This is a genomic window from Corynebacterium sp. HMSC055D05 (assembly GCF_001810365.1).
GTDB lineage: Bacteria > Actinomycetota > Actinomycetes > Mycobacteriales > Mycobacteriaceae > Corynebacterium > Corynebacterium coyleae.
Genome location: NZ_KV801055.1, coordinates 1 through 23,761, shown reverse-complemented (window position 1 = coordinate 23,761; position 23,761 = coordinate 1). Strand labels below are relative to the sequence as shown.

The following is a 23,761-nucleotide window of genomic DNA, read 5'->3' as shown; positions in this document are numbered from 1 at the left end:
ACACAACATATGTCGCGTATTTTCCGCTCGGATGACGTGGGGGTGGGTGACCGCGTCGTGGTCAGGCAGCGGCGCGGCGAGCACGCCAGCGACATCATCGGGCACGTCGTGTCGCTCGACCCGCTGGTGGTGCGGCCGCAGGAGGTGGGTGGCTTCCCGTCCTCGAAGGAGGCGATCGAGGTGGCCAACGTGCACATCATTAAGAAACTTTCCGCCCGCACGGTGCGCAACTCCGAGATCCGCGCGCTGGAACGTCGCATTGCCGAGGGCATCCCCACCACCGAAGAAGCCTGGGCCGAAGGCTGGCTCATGCGCACCGGCAAGACCGACGAGGCGAACTCGGCCGTACCGCTCGGACCGTCGGCGGGCCTGCAACCCGTACCTATCGACGCCATCCGCGCCTTCTACCGCGCACGCAACCTGCCAGTACGGCTCATGATCCCGGAGCGGATCGGGAAACCCGCGCTGAAACTCCTCACCGACGAATGGACACTTGCGGAGGAGCAGGTGGCGTGGGTGGACGGTGAGGGATACGGGGTGTCGTCGATTAGCAATGTGCCCGAAGGAGCACTCGAACACCACCGTCGGCGGCTGGCGCTAGGCTAGGCGCATGCGAATCGCCACCTGGAACGTCAACTCCGTGCGCACCCGCGCCGAACGCATCGCCGCATTCCTCGAACGCAACGACGTAGACGTACTCGCGATGCAAGAAACCAAAACCGCAGACGCAACATTCCCCTACGCCACCTTCGAAGCCGCAGGCTACGAGGTCGCGCACGTGGGCGTGAACCAGTGGAACGGCGTGGCCATCGCCTCCCGAGTGGGATTGGACAACGTGCGCGACCACTTCGACGGCCAACCCGCATTTGCGAAGAAGGGCGAGCCCGAGGTGGAAGCGCGCGCGGTCGGCGCCGAGTGCGGCGGCGTGGAAGTGTGGAGCCTGTACGTACCCAACGGCCGCGAAATCGGCGACCCGCACTACGACTACAAACTGCAATTCCTGTGGTCCCTGGCGGAGTCGGTGCGCCCCGGCGACCTGCAGGTGTTCATGGGCGACTTCAACGTGGCTCCCCGCGACGAAGACGTATGGGACGTCGCCTGGTTCGAAGGCAAAACCCACGTCACCGAACCCGAACGCGCCGCGTTCCAGATGCTGCTGGAGGCGGGGCTGTACGAAATTCGTCACGACGACCCCTACACCTTCTGGGACTACAAATCCATGCGGTTCCAGCACAACGAAGGCATGCTCATCGACTTCCAACTCGCCACCGCACCCATGCGCGACCTGCTCAAACGCGCCTGGGTGGACGTCGACGAACGCCGCGGCAAGGGTGCCTCCGACCACGCACCCGTGATCGTCGATTACGACACGCGCGGCCTCTCCTATAATGAGGTCCGATGAATATCGACCTCGGATGGTGGCAATTCGCGGCGATGGTCCTCGACTACGCCATCAAATTCGTCATGATCGGTGTGGTGCCGGGCGGGCGCAAACCGTCGTCGGCAAACGCGTGGCTTTTGCTCATCCTGCTGCTGCCCGTCGTCGGGCTGCCGCTGTACCTCCTCATGGGCTCCACGTTCGTGTCGCGACGCCGCCACCGCATCCAAGTTGAAGCACGCCGACACATCGACGACACCAACCTCAACGTCGCCGACTTCCCCGCCGACGAAGAACTGCCCGACGTCACCACCTCCATCGTGCGCCTCAACCGCACCCTCACCGGCTACCCCGCCGTCCACGCCGACGTACGCGCACTCTGGACCGACTACCGCAAAACGATGCACCGCATGGCATCACTTATCGACGACGCCACCTCCCACGTCAACATCGAAATCTACGCCGTAGCCTGGGACGACACCACCGACGTCGTCTTCCGCGCCATCGAACGAGCCGTCGCCCGCGGCGTCCACGTCCGCCTCCTCTTCGACCACATCGGCAGCCAAAAATACCCCGGGTTCCGGAAACTCAAACGCCGACTGACCGAAATCGGCGTCGACTGGCACATGATGCTGCCACTCGCCCCACTCCGCGGCCGCTGGCGCCGCCCCGACCTACGCAACCACCGCAAACTCCTCGTCGTCGACTCACGCGTAGCCATGCTCGGATCCTTCAACCTCATCGACCGCTCCTACCTCGTCCGCCAACACCGCCGCGCCGGCCGCCAATGGGTCGACGCGTTTGTCGAACTCGAAGGCCCCATCGTCGCGTCCGCCGACTCCATGTTCGCCACAGACTGGTACACCGAATCTGGCGAGGTGATTGAGCAGGCGCCGGTGAGGGAGTCGTCGACAAGCAATGGCGTGCTCCAACTCGTCCCCTCCGGACCCGGATACCTCACTGAACCAAACCTGCGCATGTTCGTGTCCATGATCCACAACGCAAAAACGCACGTCACGCTGTGTTCGCCCTACTTCGTGCCCGACGACTCGCTGCTGGAAGCCATCACCTCCGCCTGCTACCGCGGCGTACACGTCGACCTCCTCGTCAGCGCCAAATCCGACCAATTCATGGTCCAACACGCCCAATCCGCCTACTACGAACAACTCCTCAAAGCCGGCGTGCGCATCTGGGAATTCCCCGCGCCATTCGTGCTCCACACCAAGTTCGTACTTATCGACGACGGCCTCCCCGGCTCCTCCGCCGTCGTCGGATCCTCCAACATGGACATCCGCTCCTTCAGCCTCAACTACGAATCCTCCCTCTTCGTCGCCTCCGGGGCGCTGCTGCACATGCTGTCCGAACTCGGCACGTGTTATCTAGCCGTGTCGCGGGAGCTTACTTTGGAGCGGTGGGATCAGCGGCCCTGGTACAGGCGCTACATCGACAACGTGATGAAACTGACCTCCGCCCTGCAGTAGGGGGTTTGGGCTGGGTGCGTGGGGTGGCTGGGTGGCCCTTGCGTCGCTTCCCCGCCCGGCCCCAGCCCGGCCCTTGCCGTCCGCCCGGCCCCTTTAACGCAAACGGCATATCCTGCACGGTACATTTCGCTAATTTTCCGCGGAATGCGCCGTGTTAGATGTGCCGTTTGGCTAAGTTTGGTGCCTCACCACGCGGGCAGAGCCTCAACCGACGCCGGGCCGATCTTCTCCGAACGACGCTTTGCCGCAACAATGCGGTGAAGCACCTTTTCCTCATCCGCCCATATTTCTTTAGGCGTGATGCGGATGATCCAGTAGCCGGCCTCCCGAAGCTGATTTTCACGATGAATGTGCTGTTGAGCGGCACGTGACGCATCCTCCTCAAACTTGATGGCACCGTCGACCTCAATGACCAGCTGGCCCCACAGCAAATCCACCCGGTATTTGCCGATGCGCATCTGCTCCTGCGCCACGACACCGACGCGCCGAAGCAGAAGGCGAACGAGCGTCTCATACGGAGACTCCGACAGCATCGACAATTGCCCAAACGCCTCTCGGGCCTGTTCAATGCCGCGGTTACCGCTAAGGCGGTGGATTGTTTCCTCCAGCTCAGTGTGGATGCCCCCCTTGAACGCGTCGAGTTTCCCGAAGAACAGGCTGTCCATCGCGACCACGCCTTCTTTCACGCCGTGCCACCGAGCAATGTCGACTGCCGTGCGCACCGGGGTCGTGAGTTTCACCTCGTCGTTCTGGCCTAACGCGGTGATGTCCATGCCTGGTACGACGATTCGTCGATAGGTAACGCCCGAAGGACGCTGCGAGTGTCGGGGAACGCGCCCCTTCGGGTTTGCCATCTCCACCTCAAACGTGCGGGGCAGAACCCACATTCCGTGCGCCGTCGCCGCAGCACGTCCCACCAGTATCGACGTGTGTGCCGCCGCCCCCGCTGCCCAGCACCGTAGGAACTGTTGTTCGTGGGGCTTCAGTTTTACCCATTCCGTGCGCGCGATAAACCTTGTCGACGACAGCTTCACACAAACTTGTTCAGCAGCCTTGCCGCGTCCAACTAGTTTCCCCACCAAATCTTGTCTAATCATGTTGCCCCCTCCCCGAGACGCGCTTGAGTGTAGCGCAGTAGGGTGCGGCGCGGGGTGTCTCAAAGCTAAACGGCGCATCCTGCACGGTACATTTCGCTAATTTTCGACGAAATGCGCCGTGTAGGATGCGCCGTTTGCGGGAGGTGGCGCGCCGGGGTGGCGGCACCAGCGCGGAACCCCTACGCGTCGCGGGACTCGAGCGCCACCAGGCCCGCGATCCAGAGCCCCACCGCCCACACGGCGAAGACCAGCAGCGATACGCCGAGGCCCCAGTGGCCGTTGGGCTGGTTGACCATGAAGGAGGTGAGGTTGCCGAAGGGCAGGAACTTGGCCACGTCGGCACCGAAGCGCGGGATGAAGCCGACGATGGTTTCTACCAGCAGCATCATGCTGATGCAGGCCACGATGGTGCCGGAGGTGTTGCGCACCAGCCAGCCGACGCCCTGGGTGAACATGGTGATCAGCGCCATGCCGAGGGGGACGGCCCAGAGGGCGCGTTGGGTGGCGGGGTTGGTGGTCCAGTTGGCGGGGACGGAGGCGGTGAGGTCGCCAAGAATGAAGGCGAGCACCAGCGCGACCAGCGCCACGACAGCGGCCAATACGGCCCCGAGCAGCACCTTCGCTACGGCGAGTTGCCAGCGTTGGGCGACGACGCGGAAGTTGGTGGCGGGGATGCCGTAGCGGTATTCGGTGGTGACGGTCATGGCGGCCTGCACGATCACGATGATGGCGATGGTGGTGGCCACGGATGCGATGACGGTCAGGGGCGCGTAGGGCATGCCGCTGGTGCGGGAGGCGTAGCCGAATAGGAGGCCGTAGAGGGCGGAGATGACCAGGGTGATGCCGGTGGTCCAGAAGAAGGATGCGGTGGTGCGCAGTTTGGTCCACTCGGCTTGGATGAGGTTATGCATTGGGGGCCTCCGCGGATACGTACTGGGCTTGGTCTTGGGTGCTGTGCATGTAGGCCTCTTCGAGGGAGGCGCGGCGTTCGGTGAGTTCGGCGAGTTGGATGCCGGCGGCGAAGGCGAGGGCGCCGATGTCGTCGGAGGTGCGGTCGGCGATTTCGAGTGTCGCGCGCCCTTCACTATCGACGACGCGCCTAAACGGCACCCCACCCAACGCCGCTTCGAGCGCCTGCGTGTCTGCGGCGCGCACCACGGTGGTCACGCCGGAGTTGTTACGGATGAATTCGGCGACGGAGGTGTCGGCGACGAGGCGGCCGCGGCCGATGATGATGAGGTTGTCGGCGGTTTGGGCCATCTCGGCGAGGAGGTGGGAGGACACGAGCACGGTGCGGCCCTCCGCTGCCAGGGACTTCAGTAGGCCGCGGACCCAGCGGATGCCGGCGGGGTCGAGGCCGTTGACGGGTTCGTCGAGGATGAGGTATTCGGGGTCGCCGAGCAGTGCGGCGGCGATGCCGAGGCGTTGGCCCATGCCGAGGGAGAATCCGCCGACGCGTTTGCTGGCGGCGTCGGTGAGGCCGACGAGGTCGAGGACTTCGTCGACACGCTTGCGCGCAATGCCGGCTGCCTGGGCTTGCCAGAGCAGGGTGGCGCGTGCGGAGCGGTTGGGGTGGACCCCCTTGGCGTCGAGGAGGGCGCCGACTTTGCGGGTGGGGTTGGGGATGTTGCGGTAGGGGGTGCCGTCGATAAGCGAATGGCCCGAGGTGGGCTTATCCAACCCCAGGATCATGCGCATGGTGGTAGATTTGCCGGCGCCGTTGGGGCCGAGGAAGCCGGTGACCACACCGGGTTTGACCGTGAAGGTGAGGTCATCGACGGCTTGGACGGAGCCGTAGCGTTTCGTCAGTCCTTGGACTTCAATCATGCGGTTTAGTATGCACCATCGCGCGCGCAAGCACCGTGTCTAGGGAGGCGGCGAAGGCGGGGTGCAGCGGAAAATCGCGCAGGGTGTCCAGGGGGACCCAGCGCAGTTCTTCGGATTCTTCGTTGGGGGTGGTGGGCAGGGGCTCGTCGCAAAGCGCGAGCACTGTTGTGTAGGACCAGTTGGGGAACTCCGCAGTGCGCAGCGTATCGACGACCGCCACCTCCCCGGGGTCAATCGCACACTCCTCCACCGACTCGCGGATGGCGGCCTCGGCGGGGGTTTCGTGCGAATCGATCGCGCCGCCGGGGATACCCCACGTGTCGCCCTGAGCGGTCCAGGCGGCGCGGTGTTGCAGCAGCACACGCGCGTTTTCGCCGGTCCCCGCGATAAGGAAGAGGCCAGCGGCCCCGTGAAGACCCCAGAATTTTGTGCCGTTGGGTGCGGTGACCCAGCCGTTTCCGTCGCCAAGCATGCCCCCACTGTAGGTGGAAGCGGTTATTATTGCGGAATGGTAATGCGGGCGACGGCCTCGGCTGCGGGGCTGGAGGAGACGAGCGCGGACGCATGGCTCGATGAGCTGGAGCCGCGCCGCGAACGTGCCCGCTTCTTGCAAGGGCGGCTTGTGCGGCCGATGGCGATGGGGCGCCGGGGCAAGGCGTTTCTACAGACCACGCCCGGCAAGTTGATCGTAGTGATGGTGGTGCTGACCACCTCGATGCTGGCGGCCGGGCTGTCCATGAGCCAGTCCATGTCGCTGCGCAACCAGTCGCTGGACACGGTGCTGAATGCCACGGAGCCGATGAGTGCGGCGGCGCACGTGCTGTCCACGTCGCTGCTGCGGGCGGATACGATCGCCGCGGGGTCCTACGTGCAGGCGGGGCCTATGTCGGAGGACGACATGCGCACCTATACGGCGGCGCTGGACCAGGCGGTCAGTTCCGCCTCCGAGATTTACAAGGGCGCGGTGGAGGCCGATTCTGCCTCGAGCCGGGAGATCGAGGACCTGGTGATTAACATCCAGCGCGACCTGCCCGTCTACAGCGGCCTGAACGCGCGGGCGCAGGTGAACCAGCGCATGGGCAACCCGGTGGGCGTGGCGTACATGTCGCAGGCCAGCGCGATTATGCGTACGCGGATGCTGTCGGCGGCGCAGGAGATCAACACGCTCACCCGCCAGGACGTTGCCGACGAGATGCGCCGACTGTCCCAACCGCAGTGGGTGACCCTGTCCGGCTTCCTGGCGGCGCTGGGGTTCCTGTTGCTGGCGCAGTGGTGGCTGTGGCTGACGTTCCGCCGCCGCTTCAACCGTGGCTTCCTCGCCGCCACGCTGGCGCTGCTCATCGCGATCAGTTGGGCCGGGGTGTCTAACTTCCAGTCCTGGCGCTCCGGTTCCGTGGCGTACGCGCGGGCGGCGCAGCCGTGGGAGGAACTCACGGCGGCGCGCATCGACGCCCTGGAGACCCGCACCGACGAAACCTTCGCGTTGCTGCGCCGCGAAACCGCCGCCCAGTCCGCCCGCGACTTCACCGAGACCTACTCGTCGGTCGCCGGCGCGGTGCATACGGCGGAGGATTACGGCATGAACAAGCAGCTTATCGACGACTCCCGCTCCCACCTCAACGCTTGGTCCAACGAACACGCCGAACTGGTCGGGGCGCTGAACTCCGGCAGTTACGACCAGGCCGCGGCGCTGCTGAGCACGCGTAGCGACGCCGACGGCGAGGCCTCCTTCCGTGGCCTCGACGGGTCCCTGGCGGAACTGATTGCGTCCTCGAGGGAGAACACGCGGCTCTACATTGCGGAGTCGTTGGACGCGACCCGGCGAGTCTCCGCCGCCGTGGCGCTACTGTCCGTGCTGGCAGTGGTGTGTATCTGGTGGGGCATCCGCCGCAGGTTGGGTGAGTACCTATGATGCGCGCTCGGTTCGGCTCGCGTGTGGTTGCGGCGTGTGCGGTGGCGGCGCTTGCGGTGCCGTCGTTGGTGGCGTGCGCCGGCGGTGAGGGGCATGAGGGGAAGGTATCGGCGACGATCGAAACGCCGTCGCCGACCCGCGAGATGGTGCCGCTGCCGCCGGGCGCCCAGTTGGATCCGGCGGCCGGTCCCCCGGCGGACCCGTTCACGCCGGACGAGTTCGAGTGGGAGGGGTCGTTGGACCCGCGCGGGGGCGCTGGAAGTGAAGCGGACGGTGCCGAGGAGGAGGCCCCGAAGCCGAACGTGGAGCGCATCCGCCAGCGCGGCCGCATCATCGTCGGCATTGATCAGTCCCTGTACTTGTTGTCGTACCGGGACACGGATTCCGGCCGTTTGCGTGGGTTAGAGGTGGACCTGGCCCGGGCGATCGCCCACGACATCTTCGAGGACGATCAGGACCTGCGCGTCGATTTCCGCTTCGTCGATTCGGCGGCCCGCACGGAGGCGCTCAACTCGGGTGAGGTGGACATCATTATCCGGACGATGTCGATTACGCCCGAGCGGGCTGAGGTGATTGAGTTTTCTACGCCGTACCTGACGTCGTCGGTAAGAGTGCTCGTGCCCAAAGACCGCGACGTGAATAGCTTGGAGGACCTCGCCGGGCGCACCGCCTGCATCGTCGACGGGACAAACCTGCTGCGTATCGCCAAAACCTACGTGCCGGATTCGAACATTTTGCGCACCCGCTCCTGGTCGGATTGCCTGATGGCGGTGCAGCAGTTTAGGGCGGAGGCGATCGTGGCGGATGATGCGATCCTCGCCGGCCTGGCCGCGCAGGACCCGCACACGACCATTCTGGAAGGCGCGTTTGCCACCCAGTACTACGGCGTCGGCGTGGCCAAGGGGCAGGACGATCTGGTGCGCCAGGTCAACGCCACCCTGGAGCGGATGCGTAACGACGGCTCCTGGTACACCCTGTACAACACGTGGCTCGGCGGGTCTATAGCTGAATCCTCACCGCCGCCGCTGCGGTACCGGAAGGAGGACAACGATGGCTAAGCCACACGACCACGACGACGTCCAGCCCACCGAAGCGGTCGCCTTCGACCCCTTCGCGGATGATGAACCAGGCACCGAAGCCGTCGCCTTCGACCCCTTCGCCGACGATGATGATCTTGACGACGACTCCGACGCCGAATACGCCGGCCTCGGCGAAATGGCCGGGCTGCTCAAAGACCTGGACAAGTTGCGTAAGGGGTCGGGGCGCGAGGATACGTCGCAACGCTCGCGCCAAGCTGCGCTGGACACCTTCCGCGAACGCCGCGGCACCCGGCGCGCCAGCCGCATCATCGCCGACGGCATGGTGGAACTGCCGTGGGTGGAGCCAACCGAACCACGCGAGGCGCTGATCGACCCGGAGCCAGCCGTGGTGAAGAAGGGCATTGCGCCGCCGGTGCTGCACCCCGGCGACATCGTGGCTGGCCAGTACGAGATCACCGGCGTGATCGCGCACGGCGGCATGGGCTGGATCTACCTCGCGCAGGACCACTACGTGGCCGGGCGCGTGGTGGTGCTCAAGGGCCTGCACTCCACCGACAACCCCGACGAGGCCGCGGCCGCCGAGGCGGAGCGCGAGTTCCTGGCGGACATCACCCACCCCGGGATCGTGAAAATCTTCAACTTTATCGACGACCCCCGCGTCCCCGGAGGCTTCACCGTCATGGAGTACGTGGGTGGGCCTTCGCTACGGGCGAGAAGGAATTCGTCGCTAAGCGGAGTGCTCGAACCCGACATCGCCATCGCATACATCCTGGAAGTACTGCCCGCGCTGGATTACCTGCACTCGCGCGGGGTGGTGTACAACGACCTGAAGCCCGACAACATCATTGTCACCGAAGACCAGGTGAAACTCATCGACATGGGCGCGGTGTCCGGCATCGGCGCCTACGGGTTCATTTACGGCACGAAGGGGTTCCAGGCGCCCGAAGTGGCCACGGAGGGCCCGTCGATCGCGTCCGATATTTACACGGTGGGGCGCACACTCGCCTCGCTCGTGGTGGACCTGCCGCAAACCGACGGCATCTACGACCCCGGCCTACCCACGCCCACCGACGAGCCACTCTTCCGCCAATACACCTCCCTGTACCGGCTGCTCGCGCGGTGCTGCAACGAAAACCCCGCGCGGAGGTTTGATAGCGTCTCCGAACTGGAAAGCCAGCTCCTCGGCGTACTACGCGAGGTCGTGGCGGTTCACGACGGCCGCACCTACCCCGCCCAACACTCCCTCTTCTCCCCGCAACGCCGCACCTTTGGCACCAAACACCTGGTGTTCCGCACCGACCAACTCATCGACGGCATCTCCCGCACCGTCGACATCACCCCACAAGAAGTCGTCGCCGCCCTGCCCTCCCCGCTGATCAACCGTGACGACGTCGGCGCCGCCATGCTCCAAGGCTCCTCCTACGCCGAACCGCGCGAAACCCTGGAAACCCTGCGCCAAGCCATGACCACCCCGCAATACGAACACTCCGTGGAAATCCCCTTCGGCGTGGTGCGCACCATGATCGACCTCGGCCTCACCTCCCAAGCCCGCTCCTGGCTCCTCACCCTCCAGGACCGCTTCGGCGACACCTGGCGCTTCTCCTGGTACTCCGGCGTCGTAGAAATGCTGCTCGGCGACTTCCCCACCGCCACCCGCTCCTTCTCCGAAGTGCTCAACCAACTCCCCGGCGAGGCCGCCCCCAAACTCGCACTCGCCGCCGTCTCCGAGTTGTTGCTGCAAGAGCGAGGCCTCCAAGAGCAATCGCTTATCGACGACTCCCTCGCCCGCACCGCCACCAACCTCGAACACCCCCTCTCCAACGTCCCCACCACCGTGCTTCGCGCCATGGTGGAAAACGGCCAAATGGACCCCACCTGGACCGTCACCGCCCTCGAACCCGGCGCGCTACGCTTCCACGCGATCCGGCTGTACTCCCTGGTGTGGCTCACTAACCCCACCACCGTCTCCTCCGCCTTCGGCCTCGCCCGCATGCTCATGCGCGAAGGGGAAACCGATTTGGCGTTGCGGGCCCTGGACAAGGTGCCCAACGCCTCGCGCCACTCCCGCATGGCCCAACTCACCGCCATCCTCTACCTGGTCCTACCCGTCGCAGGCACCGGCGCCGACCCCACCGAAGCGCAAATCCGGGAGGCCGCCGCCCGCCTCGACCAGATCCCCACCACCGAGCCACGCTTCCTGCAGATCAAGACCGCCGTCCTCGACGCCGCCCTGCACTACCTGGTCACCGAAGGCTCCGCCAACACCCCCACCCTTTTCGAATACTCCTTCACCGAACGCGAAATCCGCCACGGCCTCGCCCAGACCCTGCGCGCCCAGGCCCGCGTCGCCCCCTACGCCCAGCACCGCTACGCGCTTGTGGACATGGCGAACAAGGTCCGCCCCGCCACCTGGTTCTGAGGGTGGTGGCTGGTGGGGCCGGTAGGGCCGGTCAAAAGCTAAACGGCGCATCCTACACGGCATATTTCGCTGATTTTCGACGAAATGCACCGTGTAGGATGCGCCGTTTGGGTCCACGGGCCGGGGGCCGGGGCGCGAGGCCGGGGGCCGGGCGCCCCGGCGCGTGGCTAGCGGTTCATGTACGCGGCCGCGGCACCGCCGAGGCCCAGCACCGCCAGGATCGCGATGATGATGCCGACGATCGCACCCGGCGTGGACGAGCCATCGGCACTGCCGGAGCTGCCAGAGCTGCCGGAGGCCTGCGGCTCGACGGTGGAGGTCGGTTTGGTCGCGGTGGGGCCAGGGGTGGTGTAGACCGTCTTGGAAGGCTTGGTTGGCCGCGGCGTGGTCGGCTTCGGGCCCAGGGAGGTGATCGCCGGGTCGCGCTGGCCGGGCAGGACCGGCAGGTTGGTGGCGGTTGGGATCGGCGGGGCCTGGGTCAGGGTCGGCTTGGACGGGTCGGGCTTGGCCAGGATGTCGCGGACCTGGTCGGCCTTCTCTGGGTTGGTTTTCTCCAGGTCGGCGATGAGGTCTTGCATGTCCTTGGCGGAGTAGTTGAGGACGGAGAAGTTGACGGTTTGGTCCTCGACAAGCAGGCCTTCCTCGTTGAAGACGCGGAACTGGATCGGCATTTCGGCTTCGTCGTAGCCGATGGTGTTGGTGATCGGTACTTCGATGGGCAGGGCTGCGTTTTCGGTCAGGGCGCCTTCGACTGGGTATTCCCTGCGGAAGTCGCCGCCGGGGTAGTTCACCTGGAGGGTGAATTTGTGCAGGTCGATGCCGAGGTTGGAGAGCTCGACGTTGACGCGGGAGTCGTAACGATTAGCCACGATGTAGGACGGGTTGTCCTTCAGGCTGAGCATGCGCAGGCCCGCCTTGCCGTTGTTGCGTTCGGCGGACAGGGCGACGAGTTGGCTCACGGAGGGGTGGGTGTGGCCGGATTCGTCGGGGTCCTCGTCGGCGACGCCGGAGGTGCCGGTGGCCTTGCGGATTTCGCCGTTGACCAGGTCGAGGTTGTCCCAGTCGGGGGCGATGCTGTAGTTGCCCTTGAAGCATTCGACGGAGCCGTCGGTGCACTTGGCCGGCAGCGGCTTTGTGCTGTCGGGCGTGGCGGTTTCTTTGGAGTAGTTGAACACGCTGAACTGGTAGAGGTAGTTCATGACCGATTCGTAGTGCGGGACGTACTCACTGTCGGGGCGTTTTACTTTCGACGAGCCCGAGTGGGTCAGGCCGAGGTTGTGGCCGAACTCGTGCAGGATGGTGTTGCGGAGTTGTTCCTGCGAGGTCATGCGTTCGTTTTTGGCGATGTAGAAGGCGCCGTCGGCAAGTAGGGCGTTGCCGGAGGACGGGTTGTCTGCGGCTTGGCTGTCGCCGATGACACCGACGCGGAAGATGTTTTTGCGGTCGCCGAGCAGGCGGTCGCGGTCCTTGATCATCCTGACTGCCGGGTTTTCGCCGGCGAAGTAGTACTCTGCGTAGTCCTCGGTTGGCCCGCCGTGGGGTTCGAGGCCGGGGATGTTGTTGTAGTAGACGCCGGCGTCGATGTGCAGGTTGTAGCCCTCTTTGTCGAAGAGGTCGACGAGGTCGTTCAGCGTTTGGCGCGAGGGGCGGTACACGTTGGTGTTCGCATTGGCGCATTCCTGGAACTTGTCAAAGTCTTCTTCGGTGGGCGCGTACTTGCGCTTGTCGGAGCAGCCCAGGGATTCCCATTCGGATTTCATCCAGTTGAGTTGGAGGAACAGGTCTGGGCGCGTGGGGTCGGCGCCCCAGCGGTGGAGCGGGAATTCTTTGCCGTCGGCGGAGGTGAAGCCGTTGCGTTCCCATTCGTCGGGGAAGCCGTCGCCGTCGGTGTCTTTTAGCGCTTCGCTGGCGGTGCCTTGGAAGGTGACGGTGGCTTCGAGGGTTTCGCCTGGTGCGACGGTGTTTTCCCATTTGCCGGTTTGGAAGCGGCTGGCGTTGTTGGCGCCGGCGAGCGCGTTGTTGAGGGTGTCGCCGGTTGCGGTGGTGGTGGGGTCGTCGAAAAGCGTATGCACGTTGTAGCGTCCGCCGACGGAGACCTCGTACCCGTTGTTTTTGGGGGTGGCGGTGAGGTCGTAGTCGTAGGACATCATGCCGGCGGTGAGGTCGATGGCCAGGGGGCTCGGTGCGTCGGTGACGTTGCGTGCGACGACGTTGACGGTGACTTCTTTGGCGGTGACGGTGAAGGTGCGGGTGAGTTCGACGCCGTTTTTGGTGTGCGTGAGCGTGATGGTGTCTACGCCGTTTTTGCTGGAGGTTTTGACGTCGGTGTCGTTGCCGACGTATTGGACGCGGGTGCCGTCGTTAAACGCGTCGATGTAGAGGGCGGTGGGCAGGCTGCCGTAGGTGGGGTTGTTGTAGGTCAGCCAGCTGACGCGGCCCTTGTTGGCTTCGACGGTTTGGAAGCCTTCGAATGCGCCGGTTTTCGCGTCGACGGAGAACGGACGCGTCTGCTCAATGACGGCGTCTGCCTGTATTGGCACTACGAGACCTGCACCGAGGCTCGCGGCAACCGCGGCGGCGGCGACTTTCTTGTGTACTCGCATGTTCTCCTACTTCCACCAGACTAGGAATTGTTGGTAAAACTCTCGGTTTTCGTACAGGGCGTAGTTGGCTGCCCCGATGAGGCCGAGGATGGCAAGCAGCCCGGCGATCCAGCCTATCGCGTGGGTGTCTACGGAGCTACTGCTTGTCGACGACTCCACCGCTCGTGTCGCCTCCACCGTCACCGTGAACTTGCCACGGGACCCGTCGAGGTATTCGACGAACACCGGCACGGCCTTCGCATGGCCCTCCGCACCTGCGGGGATGCTGGCGGTGAGTTCGCCGGTGGCGTGGTCGATGCCGAAGGTCCAGCCGTCGGATTCGGTTTGGCCGAGCGAGAACGGGTGGTCGATGGCGGTCTCCGGGCGCGTCAGGGCGAAGCGGGAGGTCTCGCCAGCGGTGCCCTTGACCAGCATGTTCTCCAGCTTCGCGTCCTTGGCCAGGGTGGTCGCGCCGTTGGCGGTGAGCACCTGGACGGGCGCGGAGGTGAACAGTTCCGAACCGTCGCTGAAGCTAACACGCACGGGCACCTCGCGGATGCCGGGCAGGGTATCTGGGGTGGCCTTGACGGTGAGCACGCCGTTTTCCGGGTCGATGGCGGTGTGCAGCCCCTCCACCGGGGTGACCAGGGAGAAGGATCCCTTGTGCTTGGTGGGGGTCAGTACACGTTCCGCGCCTGCGCGGACGTTGCCGCCGAGGTATTCGATGCCGGTGAGGGCGGCCTCGCCACGCACGGCGGTGGCCGGGACCTCGACGATGCGCTGGGAGCCGTCCGTGAACGTGACCACGATCGGGATCAGGGTGGCCAGCGCGTTGCTCCTCGCCGCCATGCCGCCGTCAATGGCGGCGGTGATGGCGCCGGTGGTTTCGTCGACATGGACGCGCCAGCCGGGCTCGCTAAACGACGCCGCCAGCCCGTACCGCGCCCCCTCCGGTGCAGCGGTGGGCAGTTTGGTGGTCGGGTCGCCGCCCTCGGTGAGCTTCAGCGGCGCCCACGACACGGCCTTGCCTTTGGCTTCGGAGCGGGTGGTCACCGGTACGACGACCTCCTGGGTGGAGCCGTCCGGCAGAGTGAGTTTGATCGGCACGTCGAAGGGTGCGTCGGCCGGTGCGTCGGTTGGCACCTTGATCGTGATCTCACCGGTGTTCTCGTCAAGCTCTACCGGCAGGGTGGTCAGGCCGTCTGCCTCGAACTTCGTGCCTTCCGGCACGGAGCCGGTGGGGGTGATCCTGATGTTGCCTTCGGCGTCGAATACCGGCTTGTACTCCAGGCTGCGGACGCCGTCGGCGAGGGTGTCGCCGGTGAGGGCGTCGATACGCACGGTGGCAGCTTCGCCGCCTTCGCGGTTGGCGCTGGGCTCGCCTTCGCTCGGCGGCACGTCATCGATGGTGCCGTCCGAGTACAGCGCGCGGACCTGCACCTCGATCGGCTTGGCGTTGTCCTTCGGCGCGGTCGCGCGAATCAGGCCGGAATCCAGGTCGACGGCAACATCCCAGCCCTCGAGTTCGGTGTGCGGGGTGGCCAGCACGTACTCCGCATCCTCGGGCATCTTGCCAATCTGGCGGATGAGCACCGTCTTACCCGGCTGCGCGCCCTTGTTCTGCTCGTAGGCGGGCTGGTAGGTGACGTTGTGCGGGGCGGGGTCCACGATGAACTTCGCATAACGCTCCGCGATGGTGTCATCCGGGAATGTGATCCGCACGCGGACGTCGAAGTTTTCGGTGCGTGGCTTTGTCACCGTGATCACGCCGGTGTCCTTGTCCATTTCAAGGCCCGTGGAATCACCCAGAATCTCGAACTTCGTGCCGGCAGGCAGCGGCTGGTTGCGGTAGCTGCGGCCGCCCTCGGTCAGCGTCGCGGTCGGCGCGCTGTTGTTGCCGGTCTCGCCGTAGCGCAAGTAGCCCGGGCGGTACTCGGGCCAGTAGCGGGAGGCGTCGGTGTTGGGAGGTTGGACGTCGATGGTGACGGTGCTGCGCGTGCCGTCGTCGGTAATCACGCCAAACTTGTACTCCCCCGGGGCCAGGTCGCGCGGCGGGACCGCCTTGATCACGCCGTCGACGCCAACGGTGACCCACTCGGGCGCATCGTCGGCGGCGCGGATGCCCATGCTTGTCGACGGCACCCTCGACGGCGCAGCCTCCACATCCTCACCAGCGCGCACCGTGATTGGATGCCACGCGAAGCCGTCAGCCACGGACACCGAGATCTCAAGGTGCTCCTCCAACAACCTGTCGTCTTCGGTGATGACCTCCACGACCACGTCGTAGTCGCCCGGCTCCTTCGGGGTACCGGTGATGACGCTGTTTTCCTCGTCGTAAATCACGCCGTCTGGCAGGCCCTGGACGTCCACGGAGGAGGCGTTTTCGGTGTCGACGGGGATCTCCAACTTCTCACCGGGCCGGACGGTGCCGTCCGGCGGGGTGGTCAGCTTCTCCCGGACGGGCTCGGGAAGTTCCGAGGTGTCCTTGACGGTGATGGTGAACATGGGGGTGACGACGTTGCCTGCGGTATCGACGAGCGGGGTACCGTCCTCGCCCAGCACGCGCGCAGTGACGTTGTAGGTGCCCGGAGTAGTCGGGGCGCCCTTGAGGTAGACGTTCTGGACACGGCCCTTGGCGCGGGAGGTGTCGGCGGTGATGCCTTCGGGGAGGGTGGAGGCGTCGATAGTCAATGTGGCGCCATCGGGAACCCGCAGTGCGCGAACGGGAACCGGCTTGATGCGCTTGTGCGCCCAGAAGGTGCGGTCCTCGACCCGCATGAAGTACGGGTCCGCAGAAAGCACGATATCGAACGGCACGATCTTGTGGTCGCCGTCCTTGTACACCGCCATGATGTTGATGGTCTCTTCATCCGGCAGCTCTTCAGCCTTGGACGGATCCGGGGTGATGGTCACGGTGCCCGAATCGCCGTCGATCTCAGCACCCCAGGCCGGGTTGACGGCATCGGGATGTTCAAAGCGGTAGTGCACCGGCTTGTTGATGTACGACTCGAGGAAACCGAGGACAGGTTGCGTGGAGGTGGTTTGGCCAAGGCGCACCTTAGCCGCTGGGTAGGAGACGCCAGACCAGCCCTCGTCGACCTCGGGGGGATTCGCCGGGTCTGCAACCGGCTCCGGTGCGGGTTCCGTGGTCTCCGTGGGTTTCGTAGTTTCGGCCGCCTGCACCGGTTGCACCGCGCCTGCGATGAGCGATAGGCCGATGGCACATGCTGCGATTGAGGTTCCACGTCGGCGCACACTGGAAACGTTGCGGTGCTGCTCGGCCATCTGCCCATCCCCTTTGACGGTATGTTCAGCCCGCAATGCGGGCGTTGTTACTACACGTCAATATATCGGCTTAGGGTAAGTTGTTACAACATTTTGCTTTTATACCCGTGCGGCGACGGCGGCGGCCTTCTGCGCGATGGCCAACTCCTCGTTGGTAGGCACGACGAGAACCTTCACGGTGGAGTCGTCGGTGGAGATGATACGTGGGCCGTCGTTAGGCAAATCGTTCTTCGCCGGATCGATCTCGATGCCGTAGTGCTTCAGGTTGTCCAGCGAATCCATGCGAACAAACTTATCGTTCTCGCCAACGCCGGCGGTGAACGTAATGGCGTCCACGCGGCCGAGCGCGATCATGTAGGAACCGATGAAGCGGCGCAGCTGGTTGAGGTACACGTTGTAGGCCAGCCAGGCGTTTTCGTCCTCGTTTTCGATCATGGCGCGCAGTTCGCGGAAGTCGTTCACACCCGACAGGCCCTTGACGCCGGATTGGCGGTTGAGGAGGTTGTCGATCTCGTCGATAGTCATGCCACTTTGACGCACCAGGTGGAAGATGATGCCCGGGTCGATATCGCCGGAGCGGGTCCCCATGACCAAACCTGCCAGCGGCGTCATGCCCATCGAGGTGTCGATCGGGTGGCCGTTGGCCACAGCAGAAGCGGAAGCGCCGTTGCCCAGGTGGAGCACGATCTGGCGGGTGTGCGCCGGGTCGCGGCCGATGAGTTCCGGCACCTGGGAGGACACGAACTCGTGTGAGGTGCCGTGGAAGCCGTAGCGGCGGATCAGGTTGCGCTCGGAGACCTCAGCGTTGATGGCGTACAGCGCGGCGGCCGGGGGCAGGTCGCGGAAGAAGCCGGTGTCGAACACGGCGACGTGCGGGATGTCCGGCAGCAACTCGCGGGCGACCTCGATGCCATCGATGTTGGCCGGGTTGTGCAGCGGCGCCAGCGGGATGAGGTCCCGGATCATGTCCACGACCGGGTCCAGGATCAGCTCTGGCTCGGAGAACACCATGCCGCCGTGGACAACACGGTGGCCTGCGGCGACGATGTCGAGTTGGGTCGGGCCGACGCCTTTGGCGTCGAGAAGCTTGAACGTCTCCTGCAAACCGGACGCGTGAGAGGGCACGGCCTTTTGTACGACGTGCTTCTGGCCGTCGTACTTGATGGTGATGCGGCCCTGGGGCTCACCGATCTGCTCAACAAGACCCGAGACGAACGGGTCTGCCGATGCGTCGGAGGTCGGGTCGACGATCTGGAACTTGATCGAGGACGAGCCGGAGTTGATAACCAGTACGTAAGACATTTACTTCGCCCCTGCCTGAATCGCGGTGATAGCTACGGTGTTCACGATATCTGGCACGGTGGCGCCGCGGGACAAATCATTGACCGGTTTATTCAGGCCCTGCAGCACCGGACCAACTGCGAGGGCGCCTGCGGTGCGCTGAGCGATCTTGTAGCCCGCGTTGCCGGCCTCCAGGTCGGGGAAGATGAACACGTTGGCCTGGCCCGCTACCGGGGATTCGGGGGCCTTCTTCGCGCCCACGCCCGGGTCGCAGGCGGCGTCGAACTGCAGGGGGCCGTCGATGGCAACGTCCGGGGCGAGTTCCTTCGCCTTCGCGGTGGCCTCAACGGCGCGCTCCACGTCCGGGCCCGCACCGGAGGAGCCGGTGGAGTACGACAGGATGGCCACCTTCGGATCAATGCCGAACTGGGCGGCGGTCTTGGCGGACACGGCGGCGATCTCGCCGATCTGCTCGGCGGTCGGGTTCGGGTTCACGGCGCAGTCGCCGAACGCCCAGAGGCGGTCCTGCATGACCATGAGGAAGATCGAGGACACCACGGACGCACCCGGGGCGGTTTTGATGATCTGGAACGACGGCTTAATCGTGTGCGCGGTGGTGTGCGCGGCGCCGGAAACCATGCCGTCTGCCAGGCCCTTGTGTACCATCATGGTGCCAAAGTAGGAGACGTCCTTCATGGTCTCGCGGGCCTCCTCGAGCGTCACGCCCTTCTTCTTGCGCAGCTCCGCAAAGTCGGCGGCGAACTCCTCAAGCAGATCGGATTCGAGGTGGTTGACCAGGTGTGCGCCGCTTAGGTCCAGGCCGAGGTCGGCGGCGCGGCGGTTCATATCGTCAACATCGCCAAGAATCGTGATCTGTGCAATCCCCTGGCGCAGCAGCTGATCCGCCGCCTGCAGAATGCGGTCGTCCTCGCCCTCCGGCAGCACCACATGAGAGCCTGCGGCCTTGGCCTGCTCCAGCAGCTGATGTTCGAACACGATCGGGCTCATGACCGGCTTGGCCTCGACTGCGGCGGGCTGGAAGGTCTCCACCTCGCCACCGCTAATCGACGACACCACAACCGCGCCGAACTCCTCCACGCGACGCTTGGCCAGGGGTGCGGTGGTGTCGTCGCTAGTAATGAGCACCACGGGCACCCCGAGAGCTGCGGCGAGCTCGCCGTCAAAGTTGTAGTCACCAGTGCCCTGGATCAGTTTCGCGTCGCCAAACAGTGCGCCGGAGTTGAAGATCTCCGCCACGCTGTCGCCTTCGGCGCGCACCAGTTCGAGGCCGAGACGGCCGGCGAGCTGTTGCAGATCCACGCCTTCGAAGGTGCGGTTTGCAAGGGTTACAAGCAGGGTCTGGGACATTGTCTCACCTTTCGTTGTGGGGCAAACAGTGCATAGTTTACCGGCACTGCCGACACGGCGAGACACTATATGGTGTGACCTACATCTTCTTCATGGCGCGCGCCGCGTCGTCGGTACGCACACGCGCCTCTGCGGCCGAATCTGCGGTGGAAAGAATCAACACATCCGGGCCGAACATGCGCACCGTGGTCTCCTCCACCTCCATCGCGGCGGCGATAGCCTCCAGCGAGGGCGTGACCCCCGGCAGGAAGCGCACGGCACCGGGACTGACCAGCGTCGAATCGATGGGCAACTCCTGCGTCGCACGCGCCTGCAGATCAAACTGGTTGACGCGTTGCGTGGCAAGCGTGACCAACCCATCACGGCTCGGGCGTGGGGTGACTTGGGAGAAGTAGACATCGTCGCCAGAGACAAACAGCTCAATGGAGTACACGCCGCAACTTGCAAGCCCACCCATGATGCGCGCGGCAATCGAGCGCGCGTTGTCCATCGCGGCCTCCGGCATCGGCGCAGGCTGCCACGCCTCCACCAGTTTGCCCTCGCGGTGGCGGGTGCCGATCGGCTCGCAGAACCACGTAGCCAACTCGCCCGTGTTCGGGTCGATGGAGCGCGCCGCGAGGATGGTGGCCTCGAAATCAAAGTCGATGTAGCGCTCCACCACCACACCGTCACCCTCCCCTTCCGAGGCGATACTCCAGGCCTCCGCAAGGTCGGCGTTGCTGTGCACCGTGGAAAATCCCTGCCCGTCGCGGGATTTCGGCGACTTCACCACACACGGAAACCCGAGGCGCTCCACCGCGTCCTGCATTTCCTGCGGCGTGGTCACAAACTCACAATCCAGCGTGGGCAAACCCAGTTCCTCGCTCGCCTGGGTGCGCACCGCCATGCGGTCCGCAGTACGGCGGCATGCGCTTGTCGACGGCGCCACCGCCGCCCCGGCAGCCTCCGCCGCCACCTCAACCTCTTCGAGCGTGTCCGGCGAATCCCCCGTGGTCACAATGATGTCCGGGTGGAACTGATCAGCCAGCGACACAGCACCAATCTGAGTCTCAAACCCGAGGCGCTGGTAAGCCTGCTCAAGCTCGCGGGCCATCGGCGACGTGCCAAGGATCAGCGCGCGACGCTGTGCAGAAGATGGAACAGTCATAACGCCAGATTGTCCCACACTTATATGTCGCGCAGGTAGCCGAGAGCACGTGCAAAAAGAGGCTCAATAAATCCGCTCGACACTTCACGACTGAGTCCCCACTGAGCCCCCAAGACATTATCCACCCCCAACATGGGGTACGAAAACCGCCTTAGTCGATCGTTCGCACTGGTCAAACGACCCTTGCGTCCGTAATAGAAAATACATATAGCGTCAGGCTATCCTCTAGACAGAGGCGACGCCCTCGCCAGAAGTTTCTGGGGACAGCGAACCGCCCAGATCCCGTCGAGCTGCTGGCCGGCGGGATCATTCATTTTCAACTTTCTTATCTAGATCAATAACGAACGAATGGTCTTCAAGATAAAGCTTGAAATAAAGCCCGGTCCGGTCATGGTGCGTTTTTGAACGCCGGAGGGCCATGGCCGAAAGGTCGGGGAGCCACAGCAGATGTTCTTCCTTGGGCGATTCATGAAGAACCTGCGTATAGCGCGATATTGCACCGACAGAGCGTAAGTGTTTTATCAGACGACGGTCAGCATCATTTTCCGTGTGCCTTTGTCGTTTTTCCATCACGACAAGCCGGGTTCCAGGGTAATTCTGCTGGACGGCTACTAACAACGCCTTTAAGCAATCATCACGCGCTTGAGCAACCGACACCTCATTTTCCTCACCTATTTGAGTCAAGTCCTTTTTGTAGGCAAAAATATGTTGGTCGCCGACATCATTGCAGTATGTGAGCAGCCCCTCAGCCTTTTGCCGCCCCTCGGCACTCTGCAATGCTTCCGTAGTGTGCCAGTATCCTCCATCAACAATCTCACGTATGTCCTCTCGAGTGGCATCCAAGAACCTGGCACTAATTAGGACCCCGCAAATCAAATAAAAGGAACGGCCGAGGTTTTCTTCTGGCCGGTTATATGTTTCATCCACATAGAGGACGTAATGATCCTCATTGAGGTTTCTGTAGGCAGCCTCGAGGGCACGTTTCTCCACGGGACATCCTTGTTATCTTACTTCTAGATTTATTGGCTAGATAGCCTACAGGCAGTGCAAGTTGTCCAATGTCACGCTTTTCTGTCATTTCCTAGCTCGCTCAGTTGCCTTGCGATACACGACCAATCGGACACCCGCTTAATTAAAGTAAGGACAATCACAGCACCAAACGCCGTTGCCCCGCCCACCGGGTTGGTGAGCGGGGCAACGGCGTTTCGAGGAAGGCGCCTTCATTGAAGGCGTTGGGCTACCGAATTACTTCTTCGGCTGTGCCTTCTCCTCCTTGGAAGAGCCGGCGTAGGTCTTGCCGGAAGAACCCTTCAGTTCCAGGTCCTTCACGGAAGAGCCACCACCTGGGGTGCAGTTGTCGTAGATGATCGTGCCGGCGAGGATGCCAGCGGCGATCAGAGCCAGACCACCGGCGACCGTCGCAATGTCGGTGCCGTACTGCCCCAGCTGCTTGTTCAGACCCTCAACCTGTGCAGCGAGCTGCGGGTTGAAGATGCCCAGCTGCTGCTGCAGCTGCGTGTTGGCGTTCTGGATCTGTGCGTTCGCCTGTGCGGCGAAATCGGACAGACCCGGGATCTCGATCTGGGTTGCCAGACCAAGCGGCAGCAGTGCGATCAGCGGCAGACCGAACCCGACAGAGGTTGCGACACACTTGCCGGTGTCGATGGTTTCACCGATCTGGATCTTGAAGCGGTGGATCTCCTTGCCGTCTTCCTTAACGACGACCCAAGCCTCGCCGGCCGGGGTGCCCTTCGGGACGGAGACAATGATGTTGCCATCCTTGTCAATGGTGACCTTGGCGCCCTTGATCAGGTTGCCATCCTTATCGACGAGCTCACCCGTCAGTTCACCCTTCTTGTCAGAGTTACCCTGATCAACCTTGCCAACGTTCTGGCCCTTGCCGTTCGGCGTGACCGTGCTCTTGCCCGGGGAGACAGTGGTCTTGTCGTCGGACGCGCCGGAACCGTTGTCGTCGCGACCCTTCTTGTGGCCGTTGACGTCGATTTCGACCTCGGTCTTGCCGCCGTCCAGGTCCGGATCCTCGATGGTTACCGTGATCGGACCATCAACATCCTTGCCCGGGGTGACAACGATCTCGCCGGTGTTCGGATCGATTTCGACAGGGACGTCCTTGCCGTCCTCATCCTTCGCGGAGACCTTGGTGTCATTGTCCGGGTTGGTCACCTTGACACCGGTGCCCTGCTTCTCATCCGTCGGATCGACAGACTTCTTGTCGTTCTGATCAACCGTGGTCTTGCCGGAGGCGTCGGAACCGTTGTCGTCGCGGCCCTTCTCGTGGCCGTTGACCGGAACCTCGAACTCAGCCTTGCTGTTCGGCAGGTCTGGGTCTTCGATGGTCACCGTGATCGGTCCGTCAACGTTCTTGCCCGGGGTGACGACAACGTTGCCGTTCTCGTCGATCTCTACCGGGACGTCGTTGCCGTCCTCGTCCTTGGCCGTGACCTTGGTGTCATTGTCCGGGTTGGTGACCTTGATACCGGTGTCCTGCTCCTGATCGGTCGGATCAACCGGAGTCACATTCGAATCATCAACCGTGGTCTTAACACCCGGCTGTGTCTCGGAACCGTTGTCGTCCTTGCCCTTCTCGTGGCCGTTGACCGGAACCTCAACCTCAACCTTGCCATCCGGCAGGTCAGGATCGGTGATGGTCACGTCGATCGGCCCATCAACCTTCTCACCCGGGGTGACAACAACGTTGCCGTCCTCGTCGATCTTGACCGGGACGTCATTGCCGTCCTCATCCTTGGCCGAGACCTTGGTGTCCTCATCCGGGTTAGTGACCTTGATACCGGTGTCCTGCTCCTGATCGGTCGGATCAACCGGAGTCACATTCGAATCATCAACCGTGGTCTTAACACCCGGCTGTGTCTCGGAACCGTTGTCGTCCTTGCCCTTCTCGTGGCCGTTGACCGGAACCTCAACC

The 23,761-nt window shown here is 63.9% G+C and carries 17 protein-coding genes; 6 read left to right on the top strand and 11 right to left on the bottom strand.

The annotated features are described in order from the left end of the window. Positions 1-9 precede the first annotated feature (9 nt). From HMPREF2734_RS04095 to cls, 3 genes are read left to right on the top strand one after another with little or no spacing between them, the layout of a single operon-like run. Entirely contained in the window at positions 10-606 is a 597-nt protein-coding gene (locus tag HMPREF2734_RS04095; RefSeq protein ID WP_070569458.1) for a GNAT family N-acetyltransferase, cg3035/Rv0428c family, read from the top strand. Between the two features lie 4 nt (positions 607-610). Beyond that, positions 611-1,402 (top strand): exodeoxyribonuclease III, encoded by a 792-nt coding sequence (locus HMPREF2734_RS04090; RefSeq protein ID WP_070569455.1) that lies wholly within the window; start codon positions 611-613, stop codon positions 1,400-1,402. Then, complete coding sequence (gene cls, locus HMPREF2734_RS04085) at positions 1,399-2,859, top strand: cardiolipin synthase (RefSeq protein WP_070569452.1); 1,461 nt, start codon at positions 1,399-1,401, stop codon at positions 2,857-2,859. Before HMPREF2734_RS04090 ends, cls begins: the two co-directional genes overlap by 4 nt. Before the next feature lie 185 nt (positions 2,860-3,044). On the opposite strand, the gene HMPREF2734_RS11530 is transcribed toward cls, so the two are convergent. From HMPREF2734_RS11530 to HMPREF2734_RS04065, 4 genes are all read right to left on the bottom strand, one after another. Continuing rightward, entirely contained in the window at positions 3,045-3,956 is a 912-nt protein-coding gene (locus tag HMPREF2734_RS11530) for an endonuclease domain-containing protein (RefSeq protein WP_167594470.1), read from the bottom strand. A gap of 179 nt (positions 3,957-4,135) precedes the next feature. Further along, entirely contained in the window at positions 4,136-4,867 is a 732-nt protein-coding gene (locus HMPREF2734_RS04075; RefSeq protein ID WP_070422439.1) for an ABC transporter permease, read from the bottom strand. Next, positions 4,860-5,783, bottom strand: coding sequence for an ABC transporter ATP-binding protein (locus tag HMPREF2734_RS04070; protein WP_070482304.1), 924 nt, complete (start codon positions 5,781-5,783; stop codon positions 4,860-4,862). The genes HMPREF2734_RS04075 and HMPREF2734_RS04070 overlap by 8 nt, the downstream gene beginning before the upstream one ends. After that, complete coding sequence (locus tag HMPREF2734_RS04065) at positions 5,776-6,255, bottom strand: NUDIX hydrolase (RefSeq protein ID WP_070422437.1); 480 nt, start codon at positions 6,253-6,255, stop codon at positions 5,776-5,778. Before HMPREF2734_RS04065 ends, HMPREF2734_RS04070 begins: the two co-directional genes overlap by 8 nt. A 42-nt stretch (positions 6,256-6,297) precedes the next feature. Between HMPREF2734_RS04065 and HMPREF2734_RS04060 the strand changes: the two genes are divergently transcribed. The 3 genes from HMPREF2734_RS04060 to HMPREF2734_RS04050 are packed head-to-tail and all read left to right on the top strand — an operon-like array spanning position 6,298 to position 11,154. Next, entirely contained in the window at positions 6,298-7,695 is a 1,398-nt protein-coding gene (locus tag HMPREF2734_RS04060) for a hypothetical protein (protein WP_083279425.1), read from the top strand. Then, positions 7,692-8,753 (top strand): glutamate ABC transporter substrate-binding protein, encoded by a 1,062-nt coding sequence (locus tag HMPREF2734_RS04055; RefSeq protein ID WP_246816778.1) that lies wholly within the window; start codon positions 7,692-7,694, stop codon positions 8,751-8,753. The genes HMPREF2734_RS04060 and HMPREF2734_RS04055 overlap by 4 nt, the downstream gene beginning before the upstream one ends. Next, complete coding sequence (locus HMPREF2734_RS04050) at positions 8,746-11,154, top strand: serine/threonine protein kinase (RefSeq protein WP_070569449.1); 2,409 nt, start codon at positions 8,746-8,748, stop codon at positions 11,152-11,154. Before HMPREF2734_RS04055 ends, HMPREF2734_RS04050 begins: the two co-directional genes overlap by 8 nt. Before the next feature lie 167 nt (positions 11,155-11,321). On the opposite strand, the gene HMPREF2734_RS04045 is transcribed toward HMPREF2734_RS04050, so the two are convergent. The 7 genes from HMPREF2734_RS04045 to HMPREF2734_RS11985 form a co-directional block, all read right to left on the bottom strand. Further along, on the bottom strand, positions 11,322-13,757 hold the full coding sequence (locus HMPREF2734_RS04045) for a hypothetical protein (protein WP_070569446.1): 2,436 nt from the start codon (positions 13,755-13,757) through the stop codon (positions 11,322-11,324). Between the two features lie 6 nt (positions 13,758-13,763). Beyond that, positions 13,764-17,021, bottom strand: a complete 3,258-nt coding sequence (locus tag HMPREF2734_RS04040) for a YPDG domain-containing protein (protein WP_070569443.1) — start codon at positions 17,019-17,021, stop codon at positions 13,764-13,766. Positions 17,022-17,120: 99 nt separating this feature from the next. Continuing rightward, positions 17,121-18,323, bottom strand: a complete 1,203-nt coding sequence (locus HMPREF2734_RS04035; protein ID WP_070451088.1) for an acetate kinase — start codon at positions 18,321-18,323, stop codon at positions 17,121-17,123. Further along, on the bottom strand, positions 18,324-19,670 hold the full coding sequence (gene pta / locus HMPREF2734_RS04030) for a phosphate acetyltransferase (protein WP_070569440.1): 1,347 nt from the start codon (positions 19,668-19,670) through the stop codon (positions 18,324-18,326). Between the two features lie 79 nt (positions 19,671-19,749). Beyond that, on the bottom strand, positions 19,750-20,817 hold the full coding sequence (locus HMPREF2734_RS04025; protein WP_070569437.1) for an ATP-grasp domain-containing protein: 1,068 nt from the start codon (positions 20,815-20,817) through the stop codon (positions 19,750-19,752). Between the two features lie 306 nt (positions 20,818-21,123). After that, a complete protein-coding gene (locus tag HMPREF2734_RS04020) occupies positions 21,124-21,807 on the bottom strand; it encodes a hypothetical protein (protein WP_070422429.1) in 684 nt (227 codons plus the stop codon). A 255-nt stretch (positions 21,808-22,062) separates the two neighbouring features. Beyond that, positions 22,063-23,761: hypothetical protein (locus tag HMPREF2734_RS11985; RefSeq protein WP_168163599.1), on the bottom strand; the 1,699-nt coding region annotated here is incomplete at its 5' end.